Annotated in this window: 23 protein-coding genes and 1 riboswitch; all 23 genes read right to left on the bottom strand. The window is 43.8% G+C overall.

Annotated elements, in window-relative coordinates; translation table 11 throughout:
• Positions 1-126: 126 nt before the first annotated feature.
• Positions 127-1,467 (bottom strand): 30S ribosomal protein S12 methylthiotransferase RimO, encoded by a 1,341-nt coding sequence (gene rimO / locus P22_RS11135; RefSeq protein WP_054260316.1) that lies wholly within the window; start codon positions 1,465-1,467, stop codon positions 127-129.
• A gap of 34 nt (positions 1,468-1,501) precedes the next feature.
• Positions 1,502-2,677 carry an ABC transporter substrate-binding protein gene (locus P22_RS11130; protein ID WP_054260315.1) on the bottom strand — a complete coding sequence of 392 codons (1,176 nt, stop codon included), beginning with the start codon at positions 2,675-2,677 and terminating at the stop codon, positions 1,502-1,504.
• Positions 2,678-2,933: 256 nt separating this feature from the next.
• On the bottom strand, positions 2,934-4,844 hold the full coding sequence (locus P22_RS11125; RefSeq protein ID WP_172675838.1) for a YgiQ family radical SAM protein: 1,911 nt from the start codon (positions 4,842-4,844) through the stop codon (positions 2,934-2,936).
• Positions 4,845-4,883: 39 nt separating this feature from the next.
• Entirely contained in the window at positions 4,884-5,642 is a 759-nt protein-coding gene (locus P22_RS11120; protein ID WP_054260313.1) for a helix-turn-helix domain-containing protein, read from the bottom strand.
• Between the two features lie 38 nt (positions 5,643-5,680).
• A complete protein-coding gene (locus P22_RS11115; RefSeq protein ID WP_054260312.1) occupies positions 5,681-7,864 on the bottom strand; it encodes an FtsK/SpoIIIE family DNA translocase in 2,184 nt (727 codons plus the stop codon).
• A gap of 74 nt (positions 7,865-7,938) precedes the next feature.
• Positions 7,939-8,169, bottom strand: coding sequence for a YlzJ-like family protein (locus P22_RS11110; protein ID WP_054260311.1), 231 nt, complete (start codon positions 8,167-8,169; stop codon positions 7,939-7,941).
• Positions 8,169-8,948 carry a ClpP family protease gene (locus P22_RS11105; RefSeq protein WP_054260310.1) on the bottom strand — a complete coding sequence of 260 codons (780 nt, stop codon included), beginning with the start codon at positions 8,946-8,948 and terminating at the stop codon, positions 8,169-8,171. The genes P22_RS11110 and P22_RS11105 overlap by 1 nt, the downstream gene beginning before the upstream one ends.
• 106 nt (positions 8,949-9,054) lie before the next feature.
• A complete protein-coding gene (locus P22_RS11100) occupies positions 9,055-10,719 on the bottom strand; it encodes a ribonuclease J (RefSeq protein WP_054260408.1) in 1,665 nt (554 codons plus the stop codon).
• A 181-nt stretch (positions 10,720-10,900) separates the two neighbouring features.
• A complete protein-coding gene (dapA, locus tag P22_RS11095) occupies positions 10,901-11,782 on the bottom strand; it encodes a 4-hydroxy-tetrahydrodipicolinate synthase (protein WP_054260309.1) in 882 nt (293 codons plus the stop codon).
• A 46-nt stretch (positions 11,783-11,828) separates the two neighbouring features.
• Positions 11,829-13,049 carry an aspartate kinase gene (gene dapG / locus P22_RS11090; RefSeq protein ID WP_054260308.1) on the bottom strand — a complete coding sequence of 407 codons (1,221 nt, stop codon included), beginning with the start codon at positions 13,047-13,049 and terminating at the stop codon, positions 11,829-11,831.
• A 10-nt stretch (positions 13,050-13,059) separates the two neighbouring features.
• Positions 13,060-14,091 (bottom strand): aspartate-semialdehyde dehydrogenase, encoded by a 1,032-nt coding sequence (locus P22_RS11085; protein WP_054260307.1) that lies wholly within the window; start codon positions 14,089-14,091, stop codon positions 13,060-13,062.
• 57 nt (positions 14,092-14,148) lie between these two features.
• Positions 14,149-14,943, bottom strand: a complete 795-nt coding sequence (gene dapB / locus P22_RS11080) for a 4-hydroxy-tetrahydrodipicolinate reductase (RefSeq protein ID WP_054260306.1) — start codon at positions 14,941-14,943, stop codon at positions 14,149-14,151.
• 128 nt (positions 14,944-15,071) lie between these two features.
• A riboswitch (Lysine riboswitch) is annotated at positions 15,072-15,246 on the bottom strand.
• Positions 15,247-15,347: 101 nt separating this feature from the next.
• Positions 15,348-16,043 (bottom strand): hypothetical protein, encoded by a 696-nt coding sequence (locus P22_RS11075; RefSeq protein ID WP_054260305.1) that lies wholly within the window; start codon positions 16,041-16,043, stop codon positions 15,348-15,350.
• A 76-nt stretch (positions 16,044-16,119) separates the two neighbouring features.
• Positions 16,120-16,410 carry a YlmC/YmxH family sporulation protein gene (locus tag P22_RS11070; RefSeq protein WP_054260304.1) on the bottom strand — a complete coding sequence of 97 codons (291 nt, stop codon included), beginning with the start codon at positions 16,408-16,410 and terminating at the stop codon, positions 16,120-16,122.
• A gap of 15 nt (positions 16,411-16,425) precedes the next feature.
• Positions 16,426-16,737, bottom strand: coding sequence for a hypothetical protein (locus P22_RS11065; RefSeq protein ID WP_054260303.1), 312 nt, complete (start codon positions 16,735-16,737; stop codon positions 16,426-16,428).
• 110 nt (positions 16,738-16,847) lie between these two features.
• The gene (locus P22_RS11060; protein WP_054260302.1) at positions 16,848-17,297 is read right to left on the bottom strand and encodes a dCTP deaminase/dUTPase family protein; all 450 of its coding nucleotides are present in this window, start codon (positions 17,295-17,297) and stop codon (positions 16,848-16,850) included.
• A gap of 17 nt (positions 17,298-17,314) precedes the next feature.
• On the bottom strand, positions 17,315-18,553 hold the full coding sequence (locus P22_RS11055) for a M16 family metallopeptidase (RefSeq protein WP_054260301.1): 1,239 nt from the start codon (positions 18,551-18,553) through the stop codon (positions 17,315-17,317).
• A 155-nt stretch (positions 18,554-18,708) separates the two neighbouring features.
• Complete coding sequence (locus P22_RS11050) at positions 18,709-19,599, bottom strand: N-acetylmuramoyl-L-alanine amidase family protein (protein WP_235814625.1); 891 nt, start codon at positions 19,597-19,599, stop codon at positions 18,709-18,711.
• Positions 19,600-19,622: 23 nt separating this feature from the next.
• Positions 19,623-20,834, bottom strand: a complete 1,212-nt coding sequence (locus P22_RS11045; protein ID WP_054260300.1) for a glycosyl hydrolase family 18 protein — start codon at positions 20,832-20,834, stop codon at positions 19,623-19,625.
• Between the two features lie 154 nt (positions 20,835-20,988).
• Complete coding sequence (locus P22_RS11040) at positions 20,989-21,708, bottom strand: polysaccharide deacetylase family protein (protein WP_235814624.1); 720 nt, start codon at positions 21,706-21,708, stop codon at positions 20,989-20,991.
• Between the two features lie 122 nt (positions 21,709-21,830).
• Positions 21,831-23,930, bottom strand: coding sequence for a polyribonucleotide nucleotidyltransferase (gene pnp, locus P22_RS11035; RefSeq protein WP_054260298.1), 2,100 nt, complete (start codon positions 23,928-23,930; stop codon positions 21,831-21,833).
• A gap of 129 nt (positions 23,931-24,059) precedes the next feature.
• On the bottom strand, positions 24,060-24,326 hold the full coding sequence (rpsO, locus tag P22_RS11030; RefSeq protein ID WP_069972811.1) for a 30S ribosomal protein S15: 267 nt from the start codon (positions 24,324-24,326) through the stop codon (positions 24,060-24,062).
• Between the two features lie 169 nt (positions 24,327-24,495).
• Entirely contained in the window at positions 24,496-25,425 is a 930-nt protein-coding gene (locus P22_RS11025; protein ID WP_054260296.1) for a bifunctional riboflavin kinase/FAD synthetase, read from the bottom strand.
• Positions 25,426-25,452 lie beyond the last annotated feature (27 nt).

Raw genomic sequence — 25,452 nt, 5'->3', positions numbered from 1 at the left:
TCACAGTATCTATCAAAATAGGCTGTCTAACACCGCAACCAACCTTTTGGAAAAACTCCCTGATAAGCAAGAAAAAGAAAATAGTAGGACAATGCCACTACTATTATGCCAATTCTCCGTTGTTCGCTATACCTTCTCAGGAAGCTTTTCTGCTACCAGATCATACGTAAAACCCTGTACAACTTTGGCTTTAATCAATTGACCAATCCGGACACCTGCTGCATTCTCAACAAAAATCTGCCCGTCGATATCCGGTGCCTCACGGTACGAACGTCCCGCTACTGTAGCCGGCTGCTGTGAATCAATGCTCTCTACCAAAACGTCAAGAGTAGTGCCTTCCATGCCATGATTCAACTCTTCGGATATCTGGCACTGAAGCGCCATTAGTTCATGATAACGCTCCTGTTTTACCTCATCAGGCACTTGCTCAGGCAATGTAGCAGCCGGGGTTCCCTCTTCACGGGAATAGGTAAAAACACCTACCCGTTCAAATTTCTGCTCCTGGATAAACCGTTTCAAATCTTGAAACTGTGCATCCGTCTCGCCGGGAAAACCGACAATAAAGGAAGTACGGATGGCAACTCCCGGAATTCGCTCACGTAACTTTTTCAGTAAATTCTCCAACTCACTGCGATTATCCTTCCGGTACATAGCCTGCAATATATCGTCATGCACATGCTGCAGCGGTAAATCAATATATTTGCAGATCTTAGCATTAGCAGCAATCATATCAATCAATTCATCAGTAAAATATTTGGGATAACAATATAATAAACGAATCCAGGCAATATCTTCTACTTGAACAAGTTCTTTCAGTAAATAGCTTAAATAAGGTTTATTATATAAATCCCGGCCATAACTGGTCGTATCCTGAGCAATAAGATTAATTTCTTTAATGCCGCGCGCAGCCAAGTTCTTAGCTTCCGTAATAATAGATTCAACCGAACGGCTGCGAAAGTTCCCCCGTACCTGAGGAATCACACAGTAAGAACAGCAATTACTGCAGCCCTCCGCGACTTTAATATAGGCACTATAAAAAGGAGTGGCATTAATCCGTGGCATAGTTTCATCATAAATAGTATTAATTTTATCAGCAAGAACCACCCTTTTACCCGCCAGTACGGCCGCAACGGCTTCATTTATGCGGTGCCATGCCCCGGTCCCTATAATGGCATCGATTTCCGGCAGTTCCGCTAAAAGATCCTGCCGGTATCGTTGCCCTAGGCATCCGGCAACAATTAACCCACGGCATCTTCCGTTTTTTTTATATTCAGCCATCTGCAATACGGTTGAAATAGATTCTTCCTTAGCCGAATCAATAAAACTGCAAGTATTAACAATTAGAATATCTGCTGCCTGGGGATCATCGACAATCTCCACTTGATTGGCCGACAGCATCCCCAGCATCACTTCCGTATCAACAAGATTTTTAGCACAGCCTAGGCTGACAAACCCGGCTTTTAACATGAATTCTCCTCCTAAACTTCTACAGGGTTAACCACTACTGTTTTGTATTTAAACGCACTGTCGCTACCCACCGGTCAAGCAGTTGGCGTTGCTGCTCCCGGTCATTCACGCGATTCTCTAACAATTTAATATTCTGGGCTTCATATTCCTTATAAGCCTGATTTGCCGGATTAGCCGGGATAAAATACAACTTATTTTTCTGTAAGACTGCCTGCGCATGATCTTGTATCAGCCATTCAAGAAACTGTTTGGCTTCCGCACTATGGGAAGAATCCTTTACCAGAGCCGCTCCTGTCAACAGATAAGCGGTCCCTTCTTCAGGATAAAGAATGGTCAGCGGAAAATTGTCCCGTACATAACGCATGGCTTCACTTTGAACAGCAATGGCGATATCCACCTCACTCAAAGCAGCCATTCGAACAGGAGTAGCCAAAAACTTGGCATATTGTACAATGTGCGGATGAAGCTGCTTAAAAAAGGCCAGTGTCTGATTTTCTCCGTTAACCGATACTAATGTATATAACAAATTCGCCGAAGCCTCCGAAGCCAGAAAATCAGTAATTCCAACCCTTAGATTATTAACTGCGGCTGCTGGTTTCGTTGCTAATTTAGCATCCGTTGTTGTTCTATCAGAAACATGAACATCCTTGTTATTGTCAGGTTGACTGGCGGGATTCGCTTCATTTTCATGGCTGGCCGTATTGACATTCGCTGAATCGGATGCCTGTACTAAATTTGTCCATTTCGTAAGCGGTTGCGGCATTTTTTTCAGGAAATCCCGGTTAACGGCAAATACGATCGGATCATACCAAATGCCTGTCCAATAATTATCCTTATCAACAAAGCGGTGAGGAATAATGTCTGTCTGTTCAGAGGTGTAAGGCAGCAGTGCTTTAGCAGTCTTTAACTGTTCCAGCACCGACTGATTCGCTAAAACTAAATCCGCCTGCGGTGTACTTTTTTCACTATTTACCCTTGTAATCAGATCATTCTCAGACAAAGGTACAATATTGACCCGAATACCCTGACTGCTTTCGAAATCCTGAGCCAAAGGCTCTATTTGCTCCAGAGGCAATGCTGTATATACGGTAATACTTTTGGCATCTTTTTCTTGTTGTTTCCCTGCTTGTCCAGACAGGTAGGTGCTACCCGAGACGACTGCGATGATCAATAAATAGGAAACAAATAAGACCCATAAATAACGTCGCATATATTCCCTCCAACTAAACGTAAATACAAAACAATAATACTATACCTTTTATTCTTTCGTCATGCAAGAAAAATTTCCTACTAAGAAATGACGCTACTGCTTTGATTCTACTAATTTTCATAACCATAAAGAAAATAGGAACCATCCACAGATGACTATAATGAACCTTTGGAACAACCGTACTACTGGCAGGATCCATTTATGCTTCGCTACAATCATTGTTCTATTGTTAGTATAGCCTAGATCCGTAATGTTATCAGCGTCGCTTCTTTCGTACAGCCTTTTTCATCCTTGCATCCCCCACAGAAAACCGGTCAAGCCGTTTGTTTGAAAAAGATAAGTCTGTACTTATTCCCTTCTGCCTAGGCTGACTATGCTGTTGCGGACGAATAAGACATTTTGGTCCGAAACCGATCAGATCCTGCCGTTTGGCTTTAGTAAGTGCTTCGTACACCAGTTGATAATATTTAGGATCACGGTATTGCAGTAAAGCTCGCTGCAATTTTTTTTCATGACGATCTTTAGCCACATATACTTTTTCACCGGTTAATGGATGGATGCCGGTATAGTACATACATGTTGACAGACTTCCCGGTGTGGGAATGAAATCCTGCACTTGCTCGGGACGATACCCTAAATCACGAATAAACTCCGCCAGTTCGACCGCTTCTTTTAGTCCGGCCCCTGGATGACTGGACATGAAATAAGGTACCAAATACTGCTCTTTGCCAATTTCTTGGTTGATGCGTTGATAGTCTTTCATAAATTTAAGGTAAATACTTTTTCCTGCTTTGCCCATAAGCCGAGTTACTTGCGGCGCAATATGCTCAGGAGCAATTTTTAGCTGCCCGCTTACATGATACTTACAAAGTTCCCGTAAAAACTCTTTATTATTTCCAGCCAGCAGATAATCGTACCGCAATCCGGAACGGATAAAGACCTTTTTCACCTTTGGCAGAGACCGTATTGTTCTTAACATATCCAAATATTCCGAATGATCAGCATTCAGTCTGCTGCATGGCTCCGGGTGAAGGCATTGCCGTCCCCGGCAGGAGCCCCGCTCCAATTGCGTCTGGCAGGAGGGCTGCCTGAAATTTGCCGTTGGTCCTCCCACATCATGGATATAGCCTTTGAAGTCAGGCAGCGCCGTAATCAGTCTGGCTTCTGTCACAATGGATTCCTTACTGCGGTTCTGTATGATTCTTCCTTGATGGGAAACAATGGCACAAAAAGAACACCCGCCAAAACAGCCACGGTGGCTTACAATACTGAACTTCACCTCCTGAATGGCAGGCACTCCACCGACTGCTTCATACACCGGATGATAGGTCCGTTGATACGGCAGGCCGTAGATTTCATCCATTTCTACCGTAGATAACGGGAGTGCAGGGGGGTTCTGTACCACATACTGATTATCGAACTGTTGAACAATAATTTTCCCCCGAATCGGATCCTGTTCCAGATATTGCACTTTAAAAGCCTCTGCAAAACTTCGTTTATTCGTACTAACAGCGCTATAGTCCGGGACCTCAATAAAATCCCATAAATGTTCCAGATCAGGTGTGCGGTAGCAGGTTCCGCGGACATCGCGGATATTTGCCACATTAATACCTTCTGCTAACTGCCTGGCAATTTCAAGACTTTGTTTTTCCCCCATGCCATAAATCAACAGATCAGCTTTACTATCAATCAATAAGGAACGGCGTACGCTGTCCGACCAATAATCATAATGGGCAAAGCGCCTAAGGCTGGCTTCAATTCCCCCTACGATAACCGGGACATGTTTATATGCTTCCCGTATCCGGTTGGAATAAACAATTGCGGCACGATCAGGCCGTTGCCCCGCTACTCCTCCGGGAGAATAACTGTCCGTGCTGCGGTATTTTTTTGCTGCCGTAAATTTATTCAGCATAGAATCCAAATTGCCGGCAGTGACCAAAAACCCCAGGCGCGGTTTACCCAGCTTTTTAAAGTCAGTTACCGAACGCCAATCCGGCTGAGCAATGATTCCCACCTTATAGCCATATTTCTCTAACAGCCGGCCGATGATGGCCGGACCAAAACTGGGATGATCAACATAAGCATCTCCGCTTACCAGGATAAAATCCAACTGTGACCAGCCCCGTTTTTTTACATCATCCATCGATATTGGTAAAAATCTATTCATTATATTTAACTCCCAAAATAAAAAAGCCTGAATAGGCTTTTATTGTTTTGCATTAAAGATCTTTGTTACGACTTCACCTTTATTTCCGAGTTTTCCCACCGCTTGACCGTTATATACCCAGTCTACGCCACCGGCATTTCCCAGTTTTACTGCAATGCTCTTCTGCGCATCCCAAGTCATGGATTCGCCTGCCTGAGGAATACCCTCAAAACTATTTTTCCCGTCAATAGTTACAGATATCCAGCTTGCCTCGGTAAATTTTGCCGTTACACTAACAGGTTTAGCCTGGACCGCAGGAGCAGGTGGAGCTTGCTGAGTCGGAGGTGTAACGGGAACCGGTGCAGGAGCCGGAGCGGCTTGCTGTTGTTTATTAACCGGCGGAGGTGTTGCCTCCGGCTCCTGAGTTCCACCAATAAACCACCATGCCGCTCCACTGGCCCCTATCGCTAAAAACAGAATAATTACCCACTTTAGTATTCCCGTAGATTCTGTTTTTTCGCCAGAAGTGTCCGACGGTTCCGCTGAAACACCTTTAGTCTCTGCAGAAGCCTCTTGAGAAACAGCGGGATTTTGCTCTTGACGATATAAATTTACCATTTCCTGACCGTTAAGCCCCAAATAGTTGGCATAATTTCGAATGAATCCTTTAAGATATACTTCCCCCGGAATCACCTGAAATTCACCTTGTTCAATGGACTGTATGTATAGGGCTCTGATACTTGTTGCCGACTCCACATCTTTAATTGATAAACCTTTTTTTTCCCGTTCAGAGCGTAATATTTCACCAACGCTGTTCATGAAACATCCTCCTTACTCATGCTAATAGTCATTATTTACTACTCATCTTTAAAGTAACGCGCAAAAATCTGATCCGAAGTCATCAATATTTCACGTGCTTTACTGCCCATATTGGGTCCGACAATATGCATTTCTTCCATAGTATCAATGAGTCTGGCAGCCCGGGTGTAACCAATACGGAATTTGCGCTGCAGCATGGATACGGATGCCTGTCCCGTTTCCAGCACCATTCGCACAGCTTCTTGCAGAAGTTCATCTTCATAACTTTCCGTTTCTTTGTTCTCCTGCGGTTGATTTTGACTTTCACAGGTCGTAATGCCTTCTGTGTACTCCGGCTCCGCCTGATGTTTTATATAATTCACCAAATTTTCTACTTCATCATCGGAAATAAAAGCTCCTTGAACACGCAACGGTTTAGGCGCTCCAACAGGATAAAAAAGCATATCCCCTTTTCCCAAAAGTTTTTCCGCCCCGGCCATATCTAAAATTGTTCGGGAATCAATCTGTGAAGAAACCGCAAAAGAGATACGGGAAGGAACATTTGCTTTAATAGTACCGGTAATAACGTCAACAGAAGGCCGTTGAGTGGCCAAAACCAGGTGTATACCGGCTGCCCGGGCCTTTTGTGCCAGCCGGCAAATAGCGTCCTCAACATCAACCGGTGCCGCCATCATCAAATCAGCTAATTCATCGATAATGATCACAATCAGCGGCAAACCTTCCCCTTCTATCGTTTCATTATAGCGACTGATATCACGTACACCGGCAGTGGCAAAAACCGCATAACGCCGTTCCATTTCCTGGACAGCCCAGTTCAACGATGACGCCGCTTTTTTCGCATTGGTAACCACCGGGGTCATTAAATGGGGTATTCCGTTGTAATTTGATAGCTCAACCACTTTGGGATCAATAAGAATAAACTTCGCCTCTGTTGGCTTTGCCCGAAACAGAATACTGGTAATCAATGTATTGATGCAGACACTTTTGCCTGACCCGGTGGCCCCTGCCACTAATAAATGCGGCATTTTAGCTAAATCAGCCCAAATCGGTTGTCCGGCAATATCCTTTCCCAAAGCAACTGTAAGTTTGGAAACCGTCTTTTTAATGACTTCACTTTCTAATACCTCACGCAAATGCACTCCTGCAATATCTTTGTTAGGTACTTCAATGCCAATAGCGGCTTTTCCCGGTATGGGAGCCTCAATCCGAACTCCCGTTGCCGCTAATTTTAAAGCAATATCATCCGCCAGACCAACAATTTTACTTACCTTGACGCCTGGAGCCGGTTCAAGCTCATAGCGCGTTACTGCCGGTCCCTGACAGGTATTGATAATTTTTGCGTTTACCCCGAAACTTGCCAATGTTCCTATAAGAATTTGGGCATTTTCTTCTATTTCTCTGGAGGCTCTTGGCTGCTTGTTTTTTGCTATTTTCTTTAAGATAGACAAGGGGGGCAAAACATAAGAAGCGTCCTCCTTTGCATTCCCGTTCAAATCTACTTCCGCCGGAGTTTCATTCAATTCAGCAGACTGTGGTTTACGCTCCGGCAATTCATCCGGGGTTTTATCGGCAACATACCGTTTGTCTTTTTCCTGATTGTAAAAGGACCGTGGCCGAAACATAGGGCCACTATCCTCCGGCTCTTCCCAGAGTGTTTTTTCCACTAAAGTATCACGAGCAGAGGCAATTGCCTCCCTCGCGCTCTCCAAGCCTTCTGAGGCCTTTTGTCTGGCCAGAAAAAGAGTGCGGTGAATCGACCAAGTAGTTGTTCCAATAACAGCACAAACAGTCAAAGAAATCAGCACTACCAAGGAACCGTCAACTCCGAAGAGTTTACGCAAAAAAAATAAAAGCATTCCACCGATAATACCACCGCCAGGTATTAAACTTCCGGGCAAAATTTCTTCACCGGCTGGAATCTTGAAATGATGGAAGATAGCTAACAGAAGTATGTATAATAAGAACAAGCCCCAAAACTTCAAGGAATAGACAATAGGAAGCCGTGTCCAAATATAACGCAAACCAATGGCCATTACGACTACGGGAACTAAAGGCGCACCAATTCCACATACATACCGCTGTAATTTGGCTGTAAACAGTCCAATAGGGCCGGTATGCAAACCAAGGAGACTGAGAAATGCCAAAACGCCTGCAGTAAATAAAATAATGCCTAACAACTCATACTTTGTTTCCGGCGTCAGTTCCGAAAAAACTTTAGGCAATTACATCACCCCTGAACTATTTTTTTCTACGTCCTACTATAAAATCCTTTATTTTTTGTAAAAAAAGCGCTCTATTATCTGAGCGCCTCAATGAACGGGTAATACTCCACTATACTTCCCGGTTGTAACTCCGGTCGCAAAAACTGCATGGGATCGGTCGCCAACAAACGGACAATCTTGCATTGTGTAGCATTTATTCTCTCAACCAGCAAACTTGTACCATCCATTTTTACTTCCTCGTAACAAGGCTGATATCCTGCCGTGTCAAAGATTAGTTCTGTCGGCATGACTGTCCATAAAATCATTACTGTTTCATCCCCTTACTGTCTTTTTGTACACTAATGAGCTGCTGTAGCTTTTGTTGCGCCTGGGCCACTCCCCCCACTTCATTAATTAACCCATAATGAACGGCATCTTTGCCAATAACCGATGTCCCTATATCTCTGGACAATTCTCCTGTTTTGTATAATAACTCCTTCCATTTTTTCTCTGTAATCTCTGAGTGAGAAACAACAAATTTATTAACCCGTTCCTGCATTTTTTCCAAATAATCAAAGGAGCTTGGCGCTCCGATAACCAGCCCTGTCAGTCTAATGGGATGTATTGTCATGCTGGCGCTTTCCACAATAAAAGAATAGGTTGCCGAAACTGCAATAGGTGCGCCAATACTGTGTCCACCGCCTAAAACGATAGAAACCGACGGTTTCGACATACTGGCAATTAATTCTGCAATAGCAAGTCCCGCCTCCACATCGCCCCCAACTGTATTTAGTAATAACAGTAAGCCTTCAATCTCCGGGTTCTGTTCTATAGCCACTAATTGAGGCATAATATGTTCATATTTTGTTGTTTTATTTTGTGGCGGCAGTACCATATGCCCCTCAATTTGCCCAATTATCGTCATGACATGAATATTGCTTTTCGCCGTCGGAACTTCGGTCGATCCCAGTTCCTGAATATTTCCGGCCGTTTCCGCCGCTTTTCTTGCCCGTTTTGTTTTCTTTTGTGGCTCAGGTGTTGCCGGATGATCCGGTGTCTCCGGAGTCTCTGGCATAGGAACTACCGGATTGTCATTTTCTAGCATCACATTACCTCCCATATGATTGATCACTTATAGTATTGACGTTGAATAGACTTTCATACCCTGCAATAACGACACATAAAAAACAACCTTAACACAAGGTTGCTTCCTACACCTCCATGATGATCGGCAAGATCACCGGGCGGCGGCGAGTCCGTTCATACAGATATTTACCTAATATGTCGCGAACTGTATTTTTTATTGACGCCCATTCCGTAATGTGGCTTTTTTCGAAGATTTCCAACGCCTGCTTTACTTTTCCTTTAGCTTCTTCCATAAGCTGTTCCGATTCACGCACATAGACAAATCCCCGCGAAACAATGTCCGGTCCTGAAACTACCGTTTCACTTTGCTTATCCATAGTAATCACCACAATCAATATCCCGTCCTGAGATAGCTGTTTTCTATCCCTAAGCACAATATTGCCCACGTCACCGATACCAAAACCATCTATTAAAATATCACCGGACGTTATCTTTCCAGCAATTGCGGCCGAATCTTGCGAGAATTCCAATACCTGCCCGTTCTCAACAATAAAAATATTTTGCTTAGGCATTCCAACTTCCTCCGCCAGTTGCGCATGCCTTTTTAAATGACGGTATTCCCCATGAACAGGAACAAAAAATTTAGGTCGAATCAGATTATGCATCAGTTTTAATTCTTCCTGGCTTGCATGGCCGGAAACATCAACTTTTGAAATGGTTCCATATACAACATCGGCTCCCTGGCGCAGTAAGGAGTCAATGGTACGTGCCAGCAGTTTTTCATTGCCGGGAATAGGGGCAGTTGAAATAACAATAGTATCACCGGGAATAACGTCCATTTTACGGTGATCCGGCATCATTCTTTGGCTTAATGCAGCCAAGGGGTCAGCCTGGCTGCCGACAGTAAGGATCACAATGCCGGAAACCGGATAATCACCAATCTCATCCATTTCAATTAGTACACCGTCCGGTACATTAAGATATCCCAGTTCCAGCGCAACTTTGACCACTTCAACCATGTTGTATCCTAAGAGGGCAACTTTTCTTTGATATTTACAGGCAACATCAAAGACTTGCTGTATGCGGTGAATATGAGAAGCAAAAGTTGCGATAATAATGCGGGCACGGGCCATGCGAAAAATTTCATCAAAGGTCCTCCCTACCGTTTTTTCACTCCTGGTATACCCCGGCTTCTCAGCATTAGTGCTGTCAGATAAAAGGACAAGCACACCCTGATCCCCAAGATCGGCAAACCTGTAAAAATCGGTAACCTTTCCATCCACCGGAGTCTGGTCCAGTTTAAAATCTCCGGTATATACAATGGTTCCCGCGGGAGTCCCGACAGAAACCGCCACATTGTCGGCAATGCTATGGCTGACTCGGATGAAACCAACCTGGAACAATCCAATTTGTCGTTGATCACCGGGCTCTACGGGAACGAGCGTAGAATGTATAAGTTTATTCTTCTTTAGCCTGCCGGCCAGAATTCCAAGTGTCATTCTTGTGCCATAGACGGGAACATCTAATTTCCGTAAAACATATGGCAATGCACCAATATGAGCTTCATGCCCGTGGGTCAAGATGATGGCGCGCACTAAATCCTGATTATCAATTAAATAAGAAATATCCGGGATAACCGAGTCGATGCCCGGCATATCCTCTCCGGGAAACATCAGGCCGGAATCAATCACAATGATATCATCACCATAACGGATAACCATCATATTTTTCCCGCTTTCTCCCAAGCCACCTAAAGGAATAATTTGCAATTTTGGTGGTATCTTCGTCAAAAACAAGCACACCTCCGTATATATAAATTAGCCGCATTCTTAATTTTCGCAACCAGGTAACGCTGTCTGCCATTTCCCATTTTTACTCATCCTGAAGCGATTTGCCTTATTATATGCATTTTAACAATATAAATACAACCCCATTCAATCGGAATGGGGTTGTATTTATATTGCTCCTTTTTTATATTACCTGCAACTGTTGCATAGCAGCCTTAATCTGTTCCGCCTCAGCTGCCGTCGGCGCTATCAGCGGCAAACGCAGCGGTCCTGCAGCATATCCTAATAAGTTTACAGCGGTTTTAACCGGTGTAGGGTTGCTAGTGATAAACATCATCTTAAAAAATGGATAAAGACCTTGATGAATGCTTTGCGCCTGACGGATGTCACCCGTTAAAAAGGCGGTAATCATCTCTTTCATACGCTTGCCGACAATATGACTAGCGACGCTGATAACTCCTGTTCCGCCAACCGACAAAATAGGTAATGTCAGACTGTCATCGCCGCTGTAAACCATAAAATGTTCCTCGGTACTGCGCAGGATATCAGAAGCTTGATCAAGAGAGCCACTGGCCTCCTTAACTGCCACGATATTTTCCAATTCAGCAAGTCTGGCGATTGTCGCTGGTTGAATGTTAGATCCCGTTCGTCCGGGTACATTATATATAATCAAAGGAAGATCTGTGCTTTCGGCAATTGCTTTAAAATGCTGGTAATAGCCCTCCTGAGAAGGTTTATTATAATACGGGCCTACCAGCATGGCGCCATGTACACCCAGTTTTTGAGCCGCTTGCGTCAATGTTATGGAAGACTGGGTATCATTCGAACCCGTTCCTGCAATAACCACGGCGTCATTTCCTACAGCTTCCAAAACAGTACTGTATAGTTTTAGCTTTTCCTCTTTCGTCAACGTTGGCGATTCACCTGTCGTTCCTGCCACGACCAAACCATCCGAACCATTAGCAACCAAATACCGAGCCAAATTGGCAGCGGCAGCATAATTGACACTACAATCATCATACATAGGCGTAATCATCGCGGTAAGGACCCGGCCAAAGTTTTTCACAAATTCCCCTCCTGTTTTTCGATTCCCATAAAAATCTTGTTACAGTTTAACCAGCTAAACCGAACTTTTCATGCAGGGCTGTCACGGCAGCCTGTACGTCTTCTTTTTTTACCAACGCCGATATTGAAGTATGCGAATCCACCGTCTGCAATATAGGAATATGTTTTACCGCCAAAGCCTCAACAAAATTTGCCATAACGCCTGGCACTTCTCTCATACCTCCGCCCACAACGGATACCTTGGCACAGTCGTAAGTTACAGCTGCTTGATAGCCATGCCTTTGTAATTCAGCAGCTGCTCTTTCCACCACCTCTCCAGATACGGTAAACATAATCTGGCCGGGATGTACATTGATTAAATCAACACTAATATGATTATCGGCCATCAATTTAAATACTTCGAAGCTTGCCGTACAAGATTCTTCCGGATATACATCTATTCGAAGCTGGGCAATATTATTTAAACAAGTAACACCGGTAGCAATCCGGTCAGTAACAATAGTACCACCATGGTCACCCTCTGATATATTGGTGATAAGTGTACCCGGTTCATCTGAAAATGTAGATTTTACCATCAGCGGAATATTTTTTTGCATGGCAATCTCCACTGCCCGGGGGTGAATGACTTTCGCCCCCTGATGTGCTAACTGACATACCTCGCCATAACTTATACAGTCAAGAATTTGCGCATTAGTGACCATACGCGGATCAGCGGTCATAATCCCGTCCACATCGGTATAAATCTCAATCATTTCTGCCATAAGGGCTGCTCCCAGTGCCGCCGCCGTAGTATCGCTGCCACCTCGACCGAGGGTGGTAAATTCCCCATCAGCAGTAACCCCCTGAAAACCACAAACTACAGGAATCTTCCCGGCTTTAACCAGGCTGCTGATTCTTTTAGGATCAATTTTCAAAATACGGGCCCGGTTAAACTGATCATCGGTAATGATTCCCGCCTGGCCGCCGGTGAGCATAACTGCGTCCATACCGGAAGCTTGCAGGGTACTGGCCATGATAACAGCCGAAATCATTTCCCCGCAATACATAATATGATCAAGTTCACGGGCGGCAATATTCTTATTGGCTGAACGTGCCAAACCAATCAGAGTATCGGTTGCATAGTTTTCCCCCTTACGTCCCATGGCTGAAACGACAACAACAGGACTATACCCCTGTTCTCTCACCTTCTCAACTTTTCGTACGACCAATTTCCGGACTTCTTCATTTGCAACCGATGTCCCGCCAAATTTTTGGACAATTATTCGCATTCATCACACCTCAAACTAAATTATGTCCAACCATGTACTCCGCAATTTGCAACGCATTTAACGCGGCCCCCTTACGGATTTGGTCGCCAACAACCCAGATGTTCAAGCCATATGGCACCGATTTATCCTCCCGAATCCTTCCGACCGCTACATCATTTTTTCCAGAGGTAAACAACGGCATTGGATAAATCATTTCCGCTGGATTGTCCTCAACAATTACGCCAGGGAAAGCTGCTATCAACTCTCGTGCCTCCTGCACAGACAAAGGTCCCTCCAACTCAATATTGATGGCTTCCGAATGGCTGCGGTACACAGGTACTCTTACCGTAGTCGGCGAAATACCGATCGTATCATCCTGTAAAATCTTATGTGTTTCGTGCACCATTTTCATTTCTTCTTTGGTATAGCCACCATCAACAAACACGTCAATCTGCGGCAAAAGATTAAATGCAATCTGATAATGTTTGGATAGGCTGGCTCCAGGCAAAACATTGGCTTTAATCGGGCGGTCATGAAGATAGTCAATCACCTGTTCATTCAGTTCATCAATAGCCTCTTTGCCGGCACCGGATACTGCCTGATACGTAGATACAACCACTCTTTTTATTTTGACTTTATCATAGATGGGTTTTAATGCCATTAACATGATAATGGTAGAACAATTAGGATTGGCAATAATACCTTTATGCTGCTTTATTGCTTCCGGATTGACCTCGGGAATAACCAGCGGCACCTCCGGCTCCATCCGAAAAGCGCTGGAATTATCAATTACTACGGCACCATGTCTAACTGCCCCGGGAGCCAAAGTCTTACTGGCTGCTCCTCCGGCAAAAAGAGCAATTTGAACATTTTCAAAAGATTCCGGTTTTGCCTCTTCAACAATATAGGTTTTCCCCATAAAATCGATCTTTTTACCTGCAGACCGCGAAGAGGCTAATAATTTCAGTTCATTAAATGGAAAATTGCGTTCTTCTATCAAATTCAAAAACTCTTTACCAACGGCTCCAGTAGCTCCCAATATTGCCACATTATATTTTTTCATTCTATTCGCACTCCCTTTCCCTTGTCCGTAACAACTTCTATTTTACATGTAATCTGTCTAATTTAAAATATGTTCCAGTCCGCAGATTAATCCATCTAGATTTATAACCTTTTTGCAAGCGAACACCACACCCGGCATAAACGATTCACGGGAGATAGAATCATGACGAATAGTTAATGTCTGCCCTAAGCCACCAAAAATAACTTCCTGGTGAGCCACATAACCTGGTAGTCGCACACTATGAATGCGGATGCCTTCATAATCACTGCCTCTTGCTCCTGCTAATTTTTCAACTTCCTCCGGATGCCCTTGTCGGAAACTGCCACGAGTTTTGGTTATTAATTCAGCAGTCCGTAATGCAGTACCTGAGGGGGCATCTAATTTTTGATCATGATGTAACTCTATAATTTCCACATGAGGAAGATATTTTGCAGCATCCTGTGCCATTTTCATCATCAACACCGCTCCAATCGCAAAATTAGGAGCAATCAGTGCACTCACCTGTTTTTCCTTACACAACTGTTTGACCTCTTCAATATTGGACACCGACAAACCGGTTGTACCTACCACCGGGCAGACGCCATTGGCGATAGCGCAGCGAATATTGGGCATTACTGCATCCGGATTGGTGAAATCAACCATAACCTGCGGTTTTGTCGAGTGAATTACTGTTTCCAAATCATTACCGACAATAACTCCTGTTTTTCCTTTGCCAATCAATTCACCAATATCGGCAAAGCCGGAATTAACGTCCATAGCCCCCACCAAATCCAAATCTCCATCATTATACACAGCTTTTAACACTTCACGGCCCATTTTCCCGTAAGCGCCGCACACCATAACTCGAATCACAGCGTTCGCCTCCTAAATAATAAAAAGACAACCGGTGAAGCTTATCTCACCGGCTGTCTTCTTAACTATCATAAAAACAGCCTAAACATGACATCAGGAAATACAACAATATAGTATTCCTGCCGTCGATTTGAGATAGCGCTCCACCAAAATAATTTGATGACAGTCTTAGACCTGTTCGATGTAAGACCAGTGTAAAAGGCTCGGTAACCTATCACACTTCGGCAAACAACCCTTTCCTTTCAGATCATTGATACCACTCTTACTGAAAGTACTCTTTTTGTTCGCACCTCTACTCCACCCCGCGCAGGATGAGGTCTATTTATTTTACGTACATTGTATACTAATGGTTCCTCCAGTGTCAATCTTTTTGATGGAAAAAATTCAAATTGAAGCCAATCAGCCTATTTGGCAACGTGGCTTTCGACTTGGCTGGCACCGTTTTGTCTGAGAATCTGAGCCGCCATATTTACTTTCCCGGCACTGGCACGTATGACTGCCAGGGTATTCCCCTGTGCCACACTTTCCTCATAACGATGGCTGGCTTCCGAAGGGATTCCCCAGTCAATTAAGCCTCCGGCTATGCCACCGGCTACAACTCCGCTAATCGCCGCTGCAATCGGACCTGCCGCAATCACCGGACCAATACCGGGAATTGCCATCGCACCGGCTCCCAGCAGCAATCCGCCAATTCCGCCTAATGTTCCACCGGTTAAAGCCCCATCGGTAACATCATCGTCATAAAATCCACGTTCTGAATCTCGTCCTTGTTGTTTTTTCGTGACCAGATTAATTTCTTCTGTAGTAAAGCCCTGCTGCCGCAGTTGTTGAACCGCTTTTTCCGCACTATCGCGCGATTTAAACACTCCGACAACACTTTGTGCCGTGCCGGAAGCCGCTTGCCCGGACTGTGTTGCAGAAGTCATAGTGTTGTTTGCGCCTTGTGCCATTGCCGCATTATTTCCCTGGGTATTCTGACTACCGGCTGCATTTTGATTCTGCTGCCCCTGCATACCACTTGCCTGTGCATTCGTATAGCTGCTTGCAATTGCGCTATTAGACTGCTGTTGAAAAGATTGGTTCTTATTGGAACCTGCCATATGGACAAACCTCCTAACATGAAATGTAAATTGGTTATAACCAATTTCACTACAATTAGTTTGTCCATAGTCCCTGTTAATATGTATCGTTAAAACGGTGTAACAACCTTTTATTCGTCTGTTGATTAAGATAATTCAAATCAATAATAATGACATCATCACCAATTTTTTTTATACTTTTCCAGGGAATAGCCGCTACTTTACTTTCACCTAAAAAGCTCATCAATCCCTGGCGTGTAGGCAATAAAATAGCATCAACTTCACCTGTTGCTTCATTAAATGTCAGTTCACATTCACTAATTATCCCCATTCGTGCTCCATCCCCCAGATTAATGACTTCCTTCCCGGATAATTCACTCAAACGCATGCAGCATCCCCCATCTCACTTTTTGTAAAACAACCGCAAAAACAAAGGCTGAATTATGGCCAATATAATGGCGGTACAGGGCAAGGGATCAATCCCAACACCGAAAATAACGGTTTTTTCCGGAATATCTATTTTAAGAAAAGAAATCAGCATCACCAATGATAAATAGATTCCCCCGGCATTGGCGAGCAGTTCCTGCACCGCTAATGACAAAGGTGATGCCCGTACCTCCATCTTTTCCGATTGCTGACGGAACCAGCACACACGCAGCCAAAGTGAAACCGGCAAAACCAGTGACAGTATGATAACGGCCAATACCGTGAACATGATCCGCCCTCCACGATACTTTTTGTTTATAGATATTAGCCACGAAAAAGAAATATGTATCATAAAATGGAAAACCTCCGAAACATTTCGGAGGCTTCAAGTGACGGACACTATTTTCCGGTACTGCCAATCCCTCCGGCCCGTAATCCCTGCCCGGGATGGTCAGTGTCGGCTAGTAAATACTTGTAGAAAATTCCCTGCGCAATACGATCACCGGCGGCAACCTCTACCGGTCTTTCATTATGACTGAAAACGGCAATCAGGATATGCCCTTCATTATCCGGATTATTATAATAATCTGCGTCAATAATGCCCTGCCCATTGATAAGAACAAGCCCCTTCTTAATCGCTAAACTGGAACGGATATGAATACCAAGATATTCGTCAGGTTGCATATATACTTTTAGTCCGGTTGGTATTACCGTAATAGTCTGCGGATGTATCGTCATAGCCTCTGCCGCAGCTAAATCATAACCGGCACTTAAGGACGTTTTCCGTTCCGGCAGTTTTATCTGCGTATGCCTATACTGGCTGACTATTTCAAACCCTCTTATTTTCATCGCTCTCTCCTAATTCTTTAAGTCCAAATAGTCTCATCAACCGGCCCCAGAGCCGTAAATGCCATTTGCAGCGGATCAAATATTCTGCCTGCGATTTGCTGCAAATCAGCCAAAGTAACACGTTCAATTTTCTCGATGACTTCATCAAGGCTGACATATCGTCCCAAACTAATTTCCATTTTTCCTATCCTGGACATACGGCTACTGGAGCTTTCCATGCCCAGCATGAGACTTCCCTTAAGCTGCTCCTTATTCTTAATTAACTCTTGTTCCGTAATTCCGCACTTACGCAAATCAGAAACATTTTCCAGAATGAGTTCCATAACCTGTTTGACATTGGCCGGACGCGTTCCGGCATAAATGGTTAACAAGCCGGCATCGCTATAATTGGTTTGATAAGAATATACCGAATAAGCCAGCCCTCTTTCCTCTCGGATAGACTGAAACAGCCGGGAGCTAATTCCTCCCCCCAGCATGTTATTCAGGAGATGAATTCCGTATATGTCCGGATGCCTTTGCGGCACCCCCGGCATGCCCAAGCATAAATGTACCTGCTCGGTATCTTTGTTATAAACAGTACGAACCGGCTGCAGCACAGGTGGTACCGTCTGCAGTCTAGCCTTACAGCCCGTCAGCTCACCAAAATATTTTTCTACCAGCTTCAGCAAGTCCTCATGCAAAAAATTACCGGCAGCAGCTATAACCAAATTATCGGGAGTATAATATTTTGTATAATATTCTTGCACTAAAGTATGGTCAAACTTTTCAATAGATTCTTTCGTACCGAGAATATTGCTGCCTAAACGGTGACTGGGCCAGATTTTTCCTAAATGAATATCATGTATTAATTCATCCGGGGTATCCTCATACATATGCACCTCTTCCAGCACGACTTCCTTCTCACGGTTTATATCTTCCTGATCAAATTTAGATCGTAATAACATATCGCTAAGCATATCAATCGCCAGATCGATATGAGAATCCAGTACTTTTATATAATAACAGGTATGTTCTTTGGCAGTAAAAGCATTTAACTGTCCACCTACGGCATCTATTTCTTCAGCAATTTCCCGGGCTGTGCGTGTAGCTGTGCCTTTAAACATAAGATGCTCGATAAAATGAGAGATTCCATGGTTATAATCCTGCTCCGACCGCGCCCCGGTACCTACCCATACCCCTAACGTTACGGATTTAACATAAGGAATGAATTCCGAAACAACACGAATTCCATTCGGCAAAATAGATTTAGAATACATAAAAAACTCCTTTGTCGTAATCTAGAGATATTTCTTTATAATTCGTGCGCACCTGTTAAATCCCTGCATAAGGTATTATATTATTTCCTTCCAGGCTATATGTTAGAAAACAGAGACGGTTTTTTGCCTCTGTTTTCTAACAAGAAATCCCTTAGTTAGCGGCTGTTAAAATAATTAACAACCCCATTGTATATGCCTTCTGCTACACGTTCCCGGTAAGCATTGCTTTTCAATTGTGCGGCTTCCTGCTTGTTGGTAACAAAGCCCATCTCCACTAATATACCCGGCATGGAGGTATTGCGCAATACATAGAAAGTTTCCGGAGCAACTCCTTTGTCAACTGCTCCCGTCTTTTTGATCAATTCTCTTTGCACGGCCTTCGCCAAAGCCGGAGTTTTGGCACTATGATAGAAAGTCATTGCTCCGGCAATATTGGTATTAGGATTGGAGTTGGAATGGATACTGACAAAAATATCAGCCTGATTCTCTTCCGCTATATCCACTCTAGCCTGTAACTCGCTTCCCAATGAACTTCCCTCTGCCGCGACATTCCGGTCCGTATCACGAGTCATAATTACTTTCGCACCGGCTCGTTTCAACCGATCGCGCAGTTTTAAACCAACAGCCAGGTTATTATCCGTTTCACGGATATTATTTGCTACAGCTCCCGGATTACTGCCACCATGACCGGGATCTATAACAATCACCTTTCCCTGCAATAAGCCACTATCTTGTCCGCTGCCGGAGTTCGGCTGCGAATCTGGCAAGGGAATAACCTTAACCGGAGAACTGCCCGAAGAATTGGCGCTACCGCCACCACCAAAAATATTAACGATTGGTCCTAACATTTTGTTAAACAGAAAATCAAGTATCTGACCGATCAGGCCTGATCCTCCGCTGTCCGTACTCTCATCGGAAAGTGTAGATGAAGCCAAGGCTCCAAGTATACTATCGGCATTAGCGGCCTGAGCGGCTGGCATCGGCACGATAACGGTAACCATCATCAAAAAAAGTACACAGTACACCCATGTTTTATAGTTATACACCGTAACCTCCTTGTTAGCTGCTCCTATTTTTTAAACTGCTTGTCCTTAAACACCCGCCAATAACCTGGGTCCTCCTCACCAAGCTTCCACAAGGCGGCACCGGCAATATCATATTGGTTCACCAAATCAAGTTTATGCTTTAGACTCTCACTATTTTCAAACCAGACCTCGTGTGCCACACCGGCTTCGTCGGTATAGTAAAAATAAGGAGACTTCGCAGTATCATCCCACTTAATGGTCGCATTGTGTTTTTCGGCCAACGCTGTAAGCGGAGCATATTCCAGACTTTCCACTCCCCTGGCCGACCAGTCGTATCCATATCCGGCAATACCAAGATACAGTTTGTTTTTAGGGATATATTTTAAAGCGTATTTTAAATTATTCTCTACCCAATTAATATCAGCGATAGGCCCGGCACCGCTCCACATGCCGTGGTTATCATAAGTCATGACCATAATCTTATCGGCATACTTTGCCAACGCGGCATAATCATAAGCAGCAGCGACATCATTGGACTCATCCTGTTTCGGGAAAACATCTATCGATACTGTATATCCCTGTGGTTTTAAGCGACCGTACAGTTCTTTCATAAAGGCTGATAAGTTATCACGGTCTTCAGGCGGCACCATTTCAAAGTCAATATTGATGCCATCAAGATTGTATTTTTTTATATATGCCTCCATGCTGGTAATCGCTTTTGTTCGCAATGCAGGATTATTCAATATCGTATGAATGGGGATATTACCATTCTTTTGTTTCTCATTATTCACCAATAATAATACTGAGATATCATTTTCATGGGCAAATTCCACCACACCGGCATGATTATCCCCTCCCCGGTCAGAAACTGTGCCATTTTCCTGCAGTGTTGCCCAAAAAGGAGCAATAGTTTTGATGATATCAGTGTGTTTAGACATCGATGTAAAGGAAGAAGTATCCGAACCCCACCATTCGGCATAAAAGCCTACTAGTTCTTTATTATTTTTGGTTGTGGTCCCCGTAGGAAATGTTGTTGTATTATTTGTTCCCTCAGGAATGTCTGCTGATTTTCCCAGAATGTTTCCTAATAGTAATCCAATGATGATGTCCAGCAATCCTCCACCGCCTGACATGCCCGATGAAGAGCCTAGCAAATCATTGACTGAAAAAGCATAGGCGGGAGTTGACGCTGCAAACATAGTCATCATCATCATAAAAACTACTATCCAGGTCACATGCTTAGCATAGTGTTTCATATATCAACCTCCATTCCGCCAAATTGGTCTTTCCCTTCAAAATTTGATCCCAACAAAAAAAAACCATGTTATTTCATAGTTTTTATGTAAACATAATATCATACTTAACAGATTATATCAATAAAAAAAACAGGCAATTATATGCCTATTTTTACTATTGAAGTATATCAGATACCGTGGATACTGTATATCCTCGTTTTTGCAATTCTTGAATCAAAACAGGAAGAGCGGTCATGGTCGGCTGGGTAGGATGCATTAAAATAATGGCACCATTGTGTATTTTCTTAAGCACCCTGTCTGTAATGACCTGCGGTGCCGGACGCTTCCAGTCAATTGTATCAATGCTCCACATGATATTTTTATAGCCTAACCCAGCGGCAGCCTGCAACACCATATCATTATATTCACCATAAGGCGGCGCATACAGTGTCGTTTTTATTCCGGTAAGTTCCTTTATTAGCTCTTCCGTACGAATAATCTCTTCCTGATTTTTCTCTGCGCTTATACTGTTCGGGTGGGGATGGCTATAAGTGTGATTGCCTAATTCATGTCCACGCCGGGCTATGTCGGTTAAAACATCTGGATACCTTTTGGCCCAGCTTCCCCCGATAAAAAAGGTAATTTTGACCTGATTTTGATCTAACGTGGCTAACATTTCCGGCAAAAATTCTTCACCCCAGAATACATTACAGGCAAATGCCACTTTAGGATTGGCTAAGTTTCCATGAAAAATTGCCTGCGGCTTTCCCTGTTGCTCTACTACCGAAACAAGGGGTTGTATAAATCCGGATAAAGCAGCCATTACCAGGAAAATCCCGGCCGCAAAAAAAATATACCAGCTTTGTATACGTGCCACGATCATCCATTTCACCATAATCACTCCTGTTGAACACTGCCTTTAGGCAGTGAATTATTTATCCTATGGTAAATGTATTAATGTAGTGGCTTTTTCATGAAAAGTAAAAAACATAAACCAAATGGTTTATGTTTTACCAATTATGCGTGGTCTTTATTGTCCGGTTCGGCTTTTAACAGTTCTTTACGGGAAAGATTGATGCGTCCCTGACGATCAATTTCGGTAACTTTCACCAAAACTTCATCTCCTACTTTGACTACATCCTCTACTTTGGCAACTCGTTCACGAGCCAGTTGAGAGATATGTACCAAACCTTCTTTACCAGGCAGAATTTCTACAAATGCACCGAAATTCATCAGACGCGTTACTTTACCATTATATATTCCGCCAACTTCAACTTCACGGATTAAATTCTCAATAATTCTGACAGCCTTCTGCCCGGCTTCTACATCGACAGCGGCAATAAAGACTTTACCGTCATCTTCAATATCAATGCTGACACCTGTTTCTTCGATAATCTTTTTAATGATTTTGCCGCCTGGTCCAATCACATCGCGAATTTTATCAGGATCAATTTCCATGGTAATAATCCGCGGTGCAAACGGCGACAATTCTTTACGCGGTTCCTGAATGGCTTCCAACATTTTCTGGCGTATGTGCATGCGGCCCCGCTTTGCTTGTTCCAAAGCTTCTATGAAAATTTCCCTGGTTATGCCCGCAATTTTCATGTCCATTTGCATAGCAGTGATACCTTCTGCCGTACCGGCTACTTTAAAGTCCATATCGCCCAGAGCATCTTCCATTCCCTGAATGTCGGTTAGAATAGTAAAGTGATCACCGTCTTTAACCAATCCCATGGCCACCCCGGATACAGGTGCCTTAACCGGTACACCGGCATCCATCAGCGACATTGTGCTGCCGCACACACTTCCCATGGAAGTAGAACCGTTCGATTCCAATACTTCGGATACCACCCGGATAGTATAGGGGAATTCCGCTTCAGAAGGGATAACAGGCAGCAAAGCTCGTTCAGCCAGTGCTCCATGCCCAATTTCACGTCGCCCCGGTCCACGGGACGGTTTTGTCTCGCCAACACTAAAAGCCGGGAAATTATAATGATGCATGTAACGTTTCGACTCTTCAACACCCAGACCATCAAGAATTTGCTCATCACCGATAGCGCCTAGGGTCGTTATGGATAATACTTGGGTCTGCCCCCGGGTAAACAAACCGGATCCATGTGTACGGGCGAGTAAACCGACCTCACAGGTAATAGGCCGGACCTCATCCACTTTTCTGCCGTCCGGACGGATCTTATCTATGGTAATCATTTTACGTACAATTTCTTTCAACATTTTTTGTAATACATACGAAATTTCTTTTTGGTTTTCCGGGTATTCTGTAGCGAAATGTTCAAGAGTCATTGTCTTAACTTTCTTTATTTCCTCTTCGCGTGTTAATTTGTCGGGATGCCGTACTGCAGTTGCCAGAATATCACCGGCAAATTCGCGCACTTTGGCGTTAATATCTGCGTCTACCTCATATAATTTAATTTCGCGTTTGCTTTTCCCTATTTGAGCTACTATTTTGTCCTGGAACTCTACAATTTCCTTAATAATTTCATGACCAAAAGAAATCGCATCTAGCATGGTTTCTTCCGATAACTGATTCGCACCGGCCTCTACCATAAGTACTGCATCCTTGGTACCGGCAACAACAAGATTTAAATCGCTGCTCTCCTGTTGCTCCACAGTAGGATTGACAATAAACTCATTATTGATTAATCCGATCCGTACACCGGCAATCGGCCCGTTGAAAGGAATATCAGATATGCATAAAGCACACGATGCTCCAATCATGGCCGGTATTTCCGGTGGATTATTTTGGTCTACCGACATGACAGTTGCTACTACTTGCACGTCATTACGAAATCCTTCCGCAAATAGTGGACGAATAGGCCTGTCAATTAAACGTCCAGATAAAATAGCGGATTCAGTGGGGCGCCCTTCTCTTTTAATAAAACCTCCGGGAATCTTGCCAACTGAATATAGACGTTCTTCATAATCTACAGTTAACGGAAAGAAATCAATTCCTTCCCGGGGTTCAGCAGACGCCGTGGCGGTTACCAGTACTGCCGTGTCACCGTAGCGCACCAGTACCGCACCGCTGGCCTGTTTAGCCATTTTTCCTGATTCAATAATCAGTTTTCTGCCTCCTACTATTGTTTCAAAACTATGCATCTGTGCTTTTCCTCCTCTATATCCCCTTAATATCCCAAAGATAGTGCTTCGACATTTTTTTTATTATTCCCTCTTTTATCATTATTTAACCTGTCAAATAAATTAAAAGCGGGATTAGCCCGCTTTTAACTATTTCCGCAAATTCAGTTTTTCAAGAATAGAACGATACCGCGCAATATCATTATCACGCAAGTAGTTCAGCAGACCTCGGCGTTGACCAACCATCTTTAAAAGGCCGCGACGGGAATGATGATCCTTTTTATGTTCCTTTAAATGTTCAGTCAGATAATTAATCCGTTCCGTCAAAATGGCAATCTGTACTTCCGGTGATCCGGTATCGGCTTCATGTACTCGATATTTCTCAATCAACTGTTGCTTTAATTCCGGTGTTAACATCACAAAACACCTCCTTTTTTACTTTCTATCCCCGCTAGCCAAGATCATCGTTGGAGGTTCGATCATCCTCGCTACGGTTCGCCAGCTACCTAACTGCTAGAAATCAACTGGTAGCACAAGTCTGATTTTACCATAATCAATCAGGTAATGCAAATAATAATATAAAAATTTATGTTGTAGAAGGAAAATAGCGCTGTGCAGTTTCAATATCCCGGATAATCTGCAATTTCAATTCCTCAATGTCTTTAAAAACAGTTTCTCCGCGCAGCCAGGCCAAAAAATGGACTTCAATCGTAGAATCGTATAAATTACCGGCAAAGTCAAGCAGATGCACTTCCAGACGTTTTTGTACGCCCTGGAAAGTCGGATTGGTTCCAATATTGGCCACACCATTATAAATTTGTCCCCTAGCAAAAACCCTGACAGCATACACACCATTAGCCGGTATAGCCAGACTTATATCAATTTTGATATTAGCAGTGGGAAAACCTATGGTTCGTCCCCTTTTTTCGCCACCAACCACTTGTCCGGCCAGTGCAAAAGGCCGTCCTAAAAACCGTTCTGCCTGACTAACCCTGCCCTCACTAATCAACTGTCTAATCAATGTACTGCTTACTACCTGATCATCAATTTTAACCGCCGGTTCCACATCAACAAAAAAATGATAGTTACAGCCTGCGGCCCGCAACAACTCCGGTGTGCCGGCACTTTTGCTGCCAAAAGAATAATTAGGTCCTACTACAATATGTCTTGGCTGAAAGTGATCTGCCAACAACTGAATAAACTGTTCTGCTTTTAGCGTTAGAAAAGACGGTGTAAACGGAACGGTAAATAAAACATCGACTCCCATACCGGCCAGCAGTTTGATTTTCTCCTGCAACGTTACAAGTTGCGGCGGGCAACGTTCCGGATCCAGCATGGAAAGCGGATGATTGCTGAAAGTAAATACTACGCTGGTGCCGTCACAAGCTCGGGCGCGTGCAACGGCTTTATTAATCACGCTTTGATGTCCGATATGCAAACCATCGAAAGTACCTAATGCGATAACCACATTTTTATACCGGTCTTTAAGCGTTACAATCTCATTGAATCTCTCCATTCTACTCCCCTCGTCACCGCATCCGGC

This window comes from Propionispora sp. 2/2-37, from assembly GCF_001298735.1.
In the GTDB taxonomy this organism is placed as follows: Bacteria; Bacillota; Negativicutes; order Propionisporales; family Propionisporaceae; genus Propionispora.
The sequence above is the reverse complement of the archived record's forward strand: the minus strand, read 5'-3'. Positions and strand labels throughout refer to the sequence as shown.

Excerpts from the sequence above, each read along its gene's own strand:
- rimO (WP_054260316.1), bottom strand. The coding sequence starts at position 1,467 with ATGTTAAAAGCCGGGTTTGTCAGCCTAGGCTGTGCTAAAAATCTTGTT.
- P22_RS11130 (WP_054260315.1), bottom strand. The coding sequence starts at position 2,677 with ATGCGACGTTATTTATGGGTCTTATTTGTTTCCTATTTATTGATCATC.
- P22_RS11125 (WP_172675838.1), bottom strand. The coding sequence starts at position 4,844 with ATGAATAGATTTTTACCAATATCGATGGATGATGTAAAAAAACGGGGC.
- P22_RS11120 (WP_054260313.1), bottom strand. The coding sequence starts at position 5,642 with ATGAACAGCGTTGGTGAAATATTACGCTCTGAACGGGAAAAAAAAGGT.
- P22_RS11110 (WP_054260311.1), bottom strand. The coding sequence starts at position 8,169 with ATGATTTTATGGACAGTCATGCCGACAGAACTAATCTTTGACACGGCA.
- P22_RS11105 (WP_054260310.1), bottom strand. The coding sequence starts at position 8,948 with ATGCTAGAAAATGACAATCCGGTAGTTCCTATGCCAGAGACTCCGGAG.
- dapG (WP_054260308.1), bottom strand. The coding sequence starts at position 13,049 with ATGCGAATAATTGTCCAAAAATTTGGCGGGACATCGGTTGCAAATGAA.
- P22_RS11085 (WP_054260307.1), bottom strand. The coding sequence starts at position 14,091 with ATGAAAAAATATAATGTGGCAATATTGGGAGCTACTGGAGCCGTTGGT.
- P22_RS11075 (WP_054260305.1), bottom strand. The coding sequence starts at position 16,043 with ATGGCAGGTTCCAATAAGAACCAATCTTTTCAACAGCAGTCTAATAGC.
- P22_RS11070 (WP_054260304.1), bottom strand. The coding sequence starts at position 16,410 with ATGCGTTTGAGTGAATTATCCGGGAAGGAAGTCATTAATCTGGGGGAT.
- P22_RS11065 (WP_054260303.1), bottom strand. The coding sequence starts at position 16,737 with ATGTTCACGGTATTGGCCGTTATCATACTGTCACTGGTTTTGCCGGTT.
- P22_RS11060 (WP_054260302.1), bottom strand. The coding sequence starts at position 17,297 with ATGAAAATAAGAGGGTTTGAAATAGTCAGCCAGTATAGGCATACGCAG.
- P22_RS11055 (WP_054260301.1), bottom strand. The coding sequence starts at position 18,553 with ATGTATTCTAAATCTATTTTGCCGAATGGAATTCGTGTTGTTTCGGAA.
- P22_RS11045 (WP_054260300.1), bottom strand. The coding sequence starts at position 20,834 with ATGAAACACTATGCTAAGCATGTGACCTGGATAGTAGTTTTTATGATG.
- P22_RS11040 (WP_235814624.1), bottom strand. The coding sequence starts at position 21,708 with ATGGTGAAATGGATGATCGTGGCACGTATACAAAGCTGGTATATTTTT.
- pnp (WP_054260298.1), bottom strand. The coding sequence starts at position 23,930 with ATGCATAGTTTTGAAACAATAGTAGGAGGCAGAAAACTGATTATTGAA.
- rpsO (WP_069972811.1), bottom strand. The coding sequence starts at position 24,326 with ATGTTAACACCGGAATTAAAGCAACAGTTGATTGAGAAATATCGAGTA.
- P22_RS11025 (WP_054260296.1), bottom strand. The coding sequence starts at position 25,425 with ATGGAGAGATTCAATGAGATTGTAACGCTTAAAGACCGGTATAAAAAT.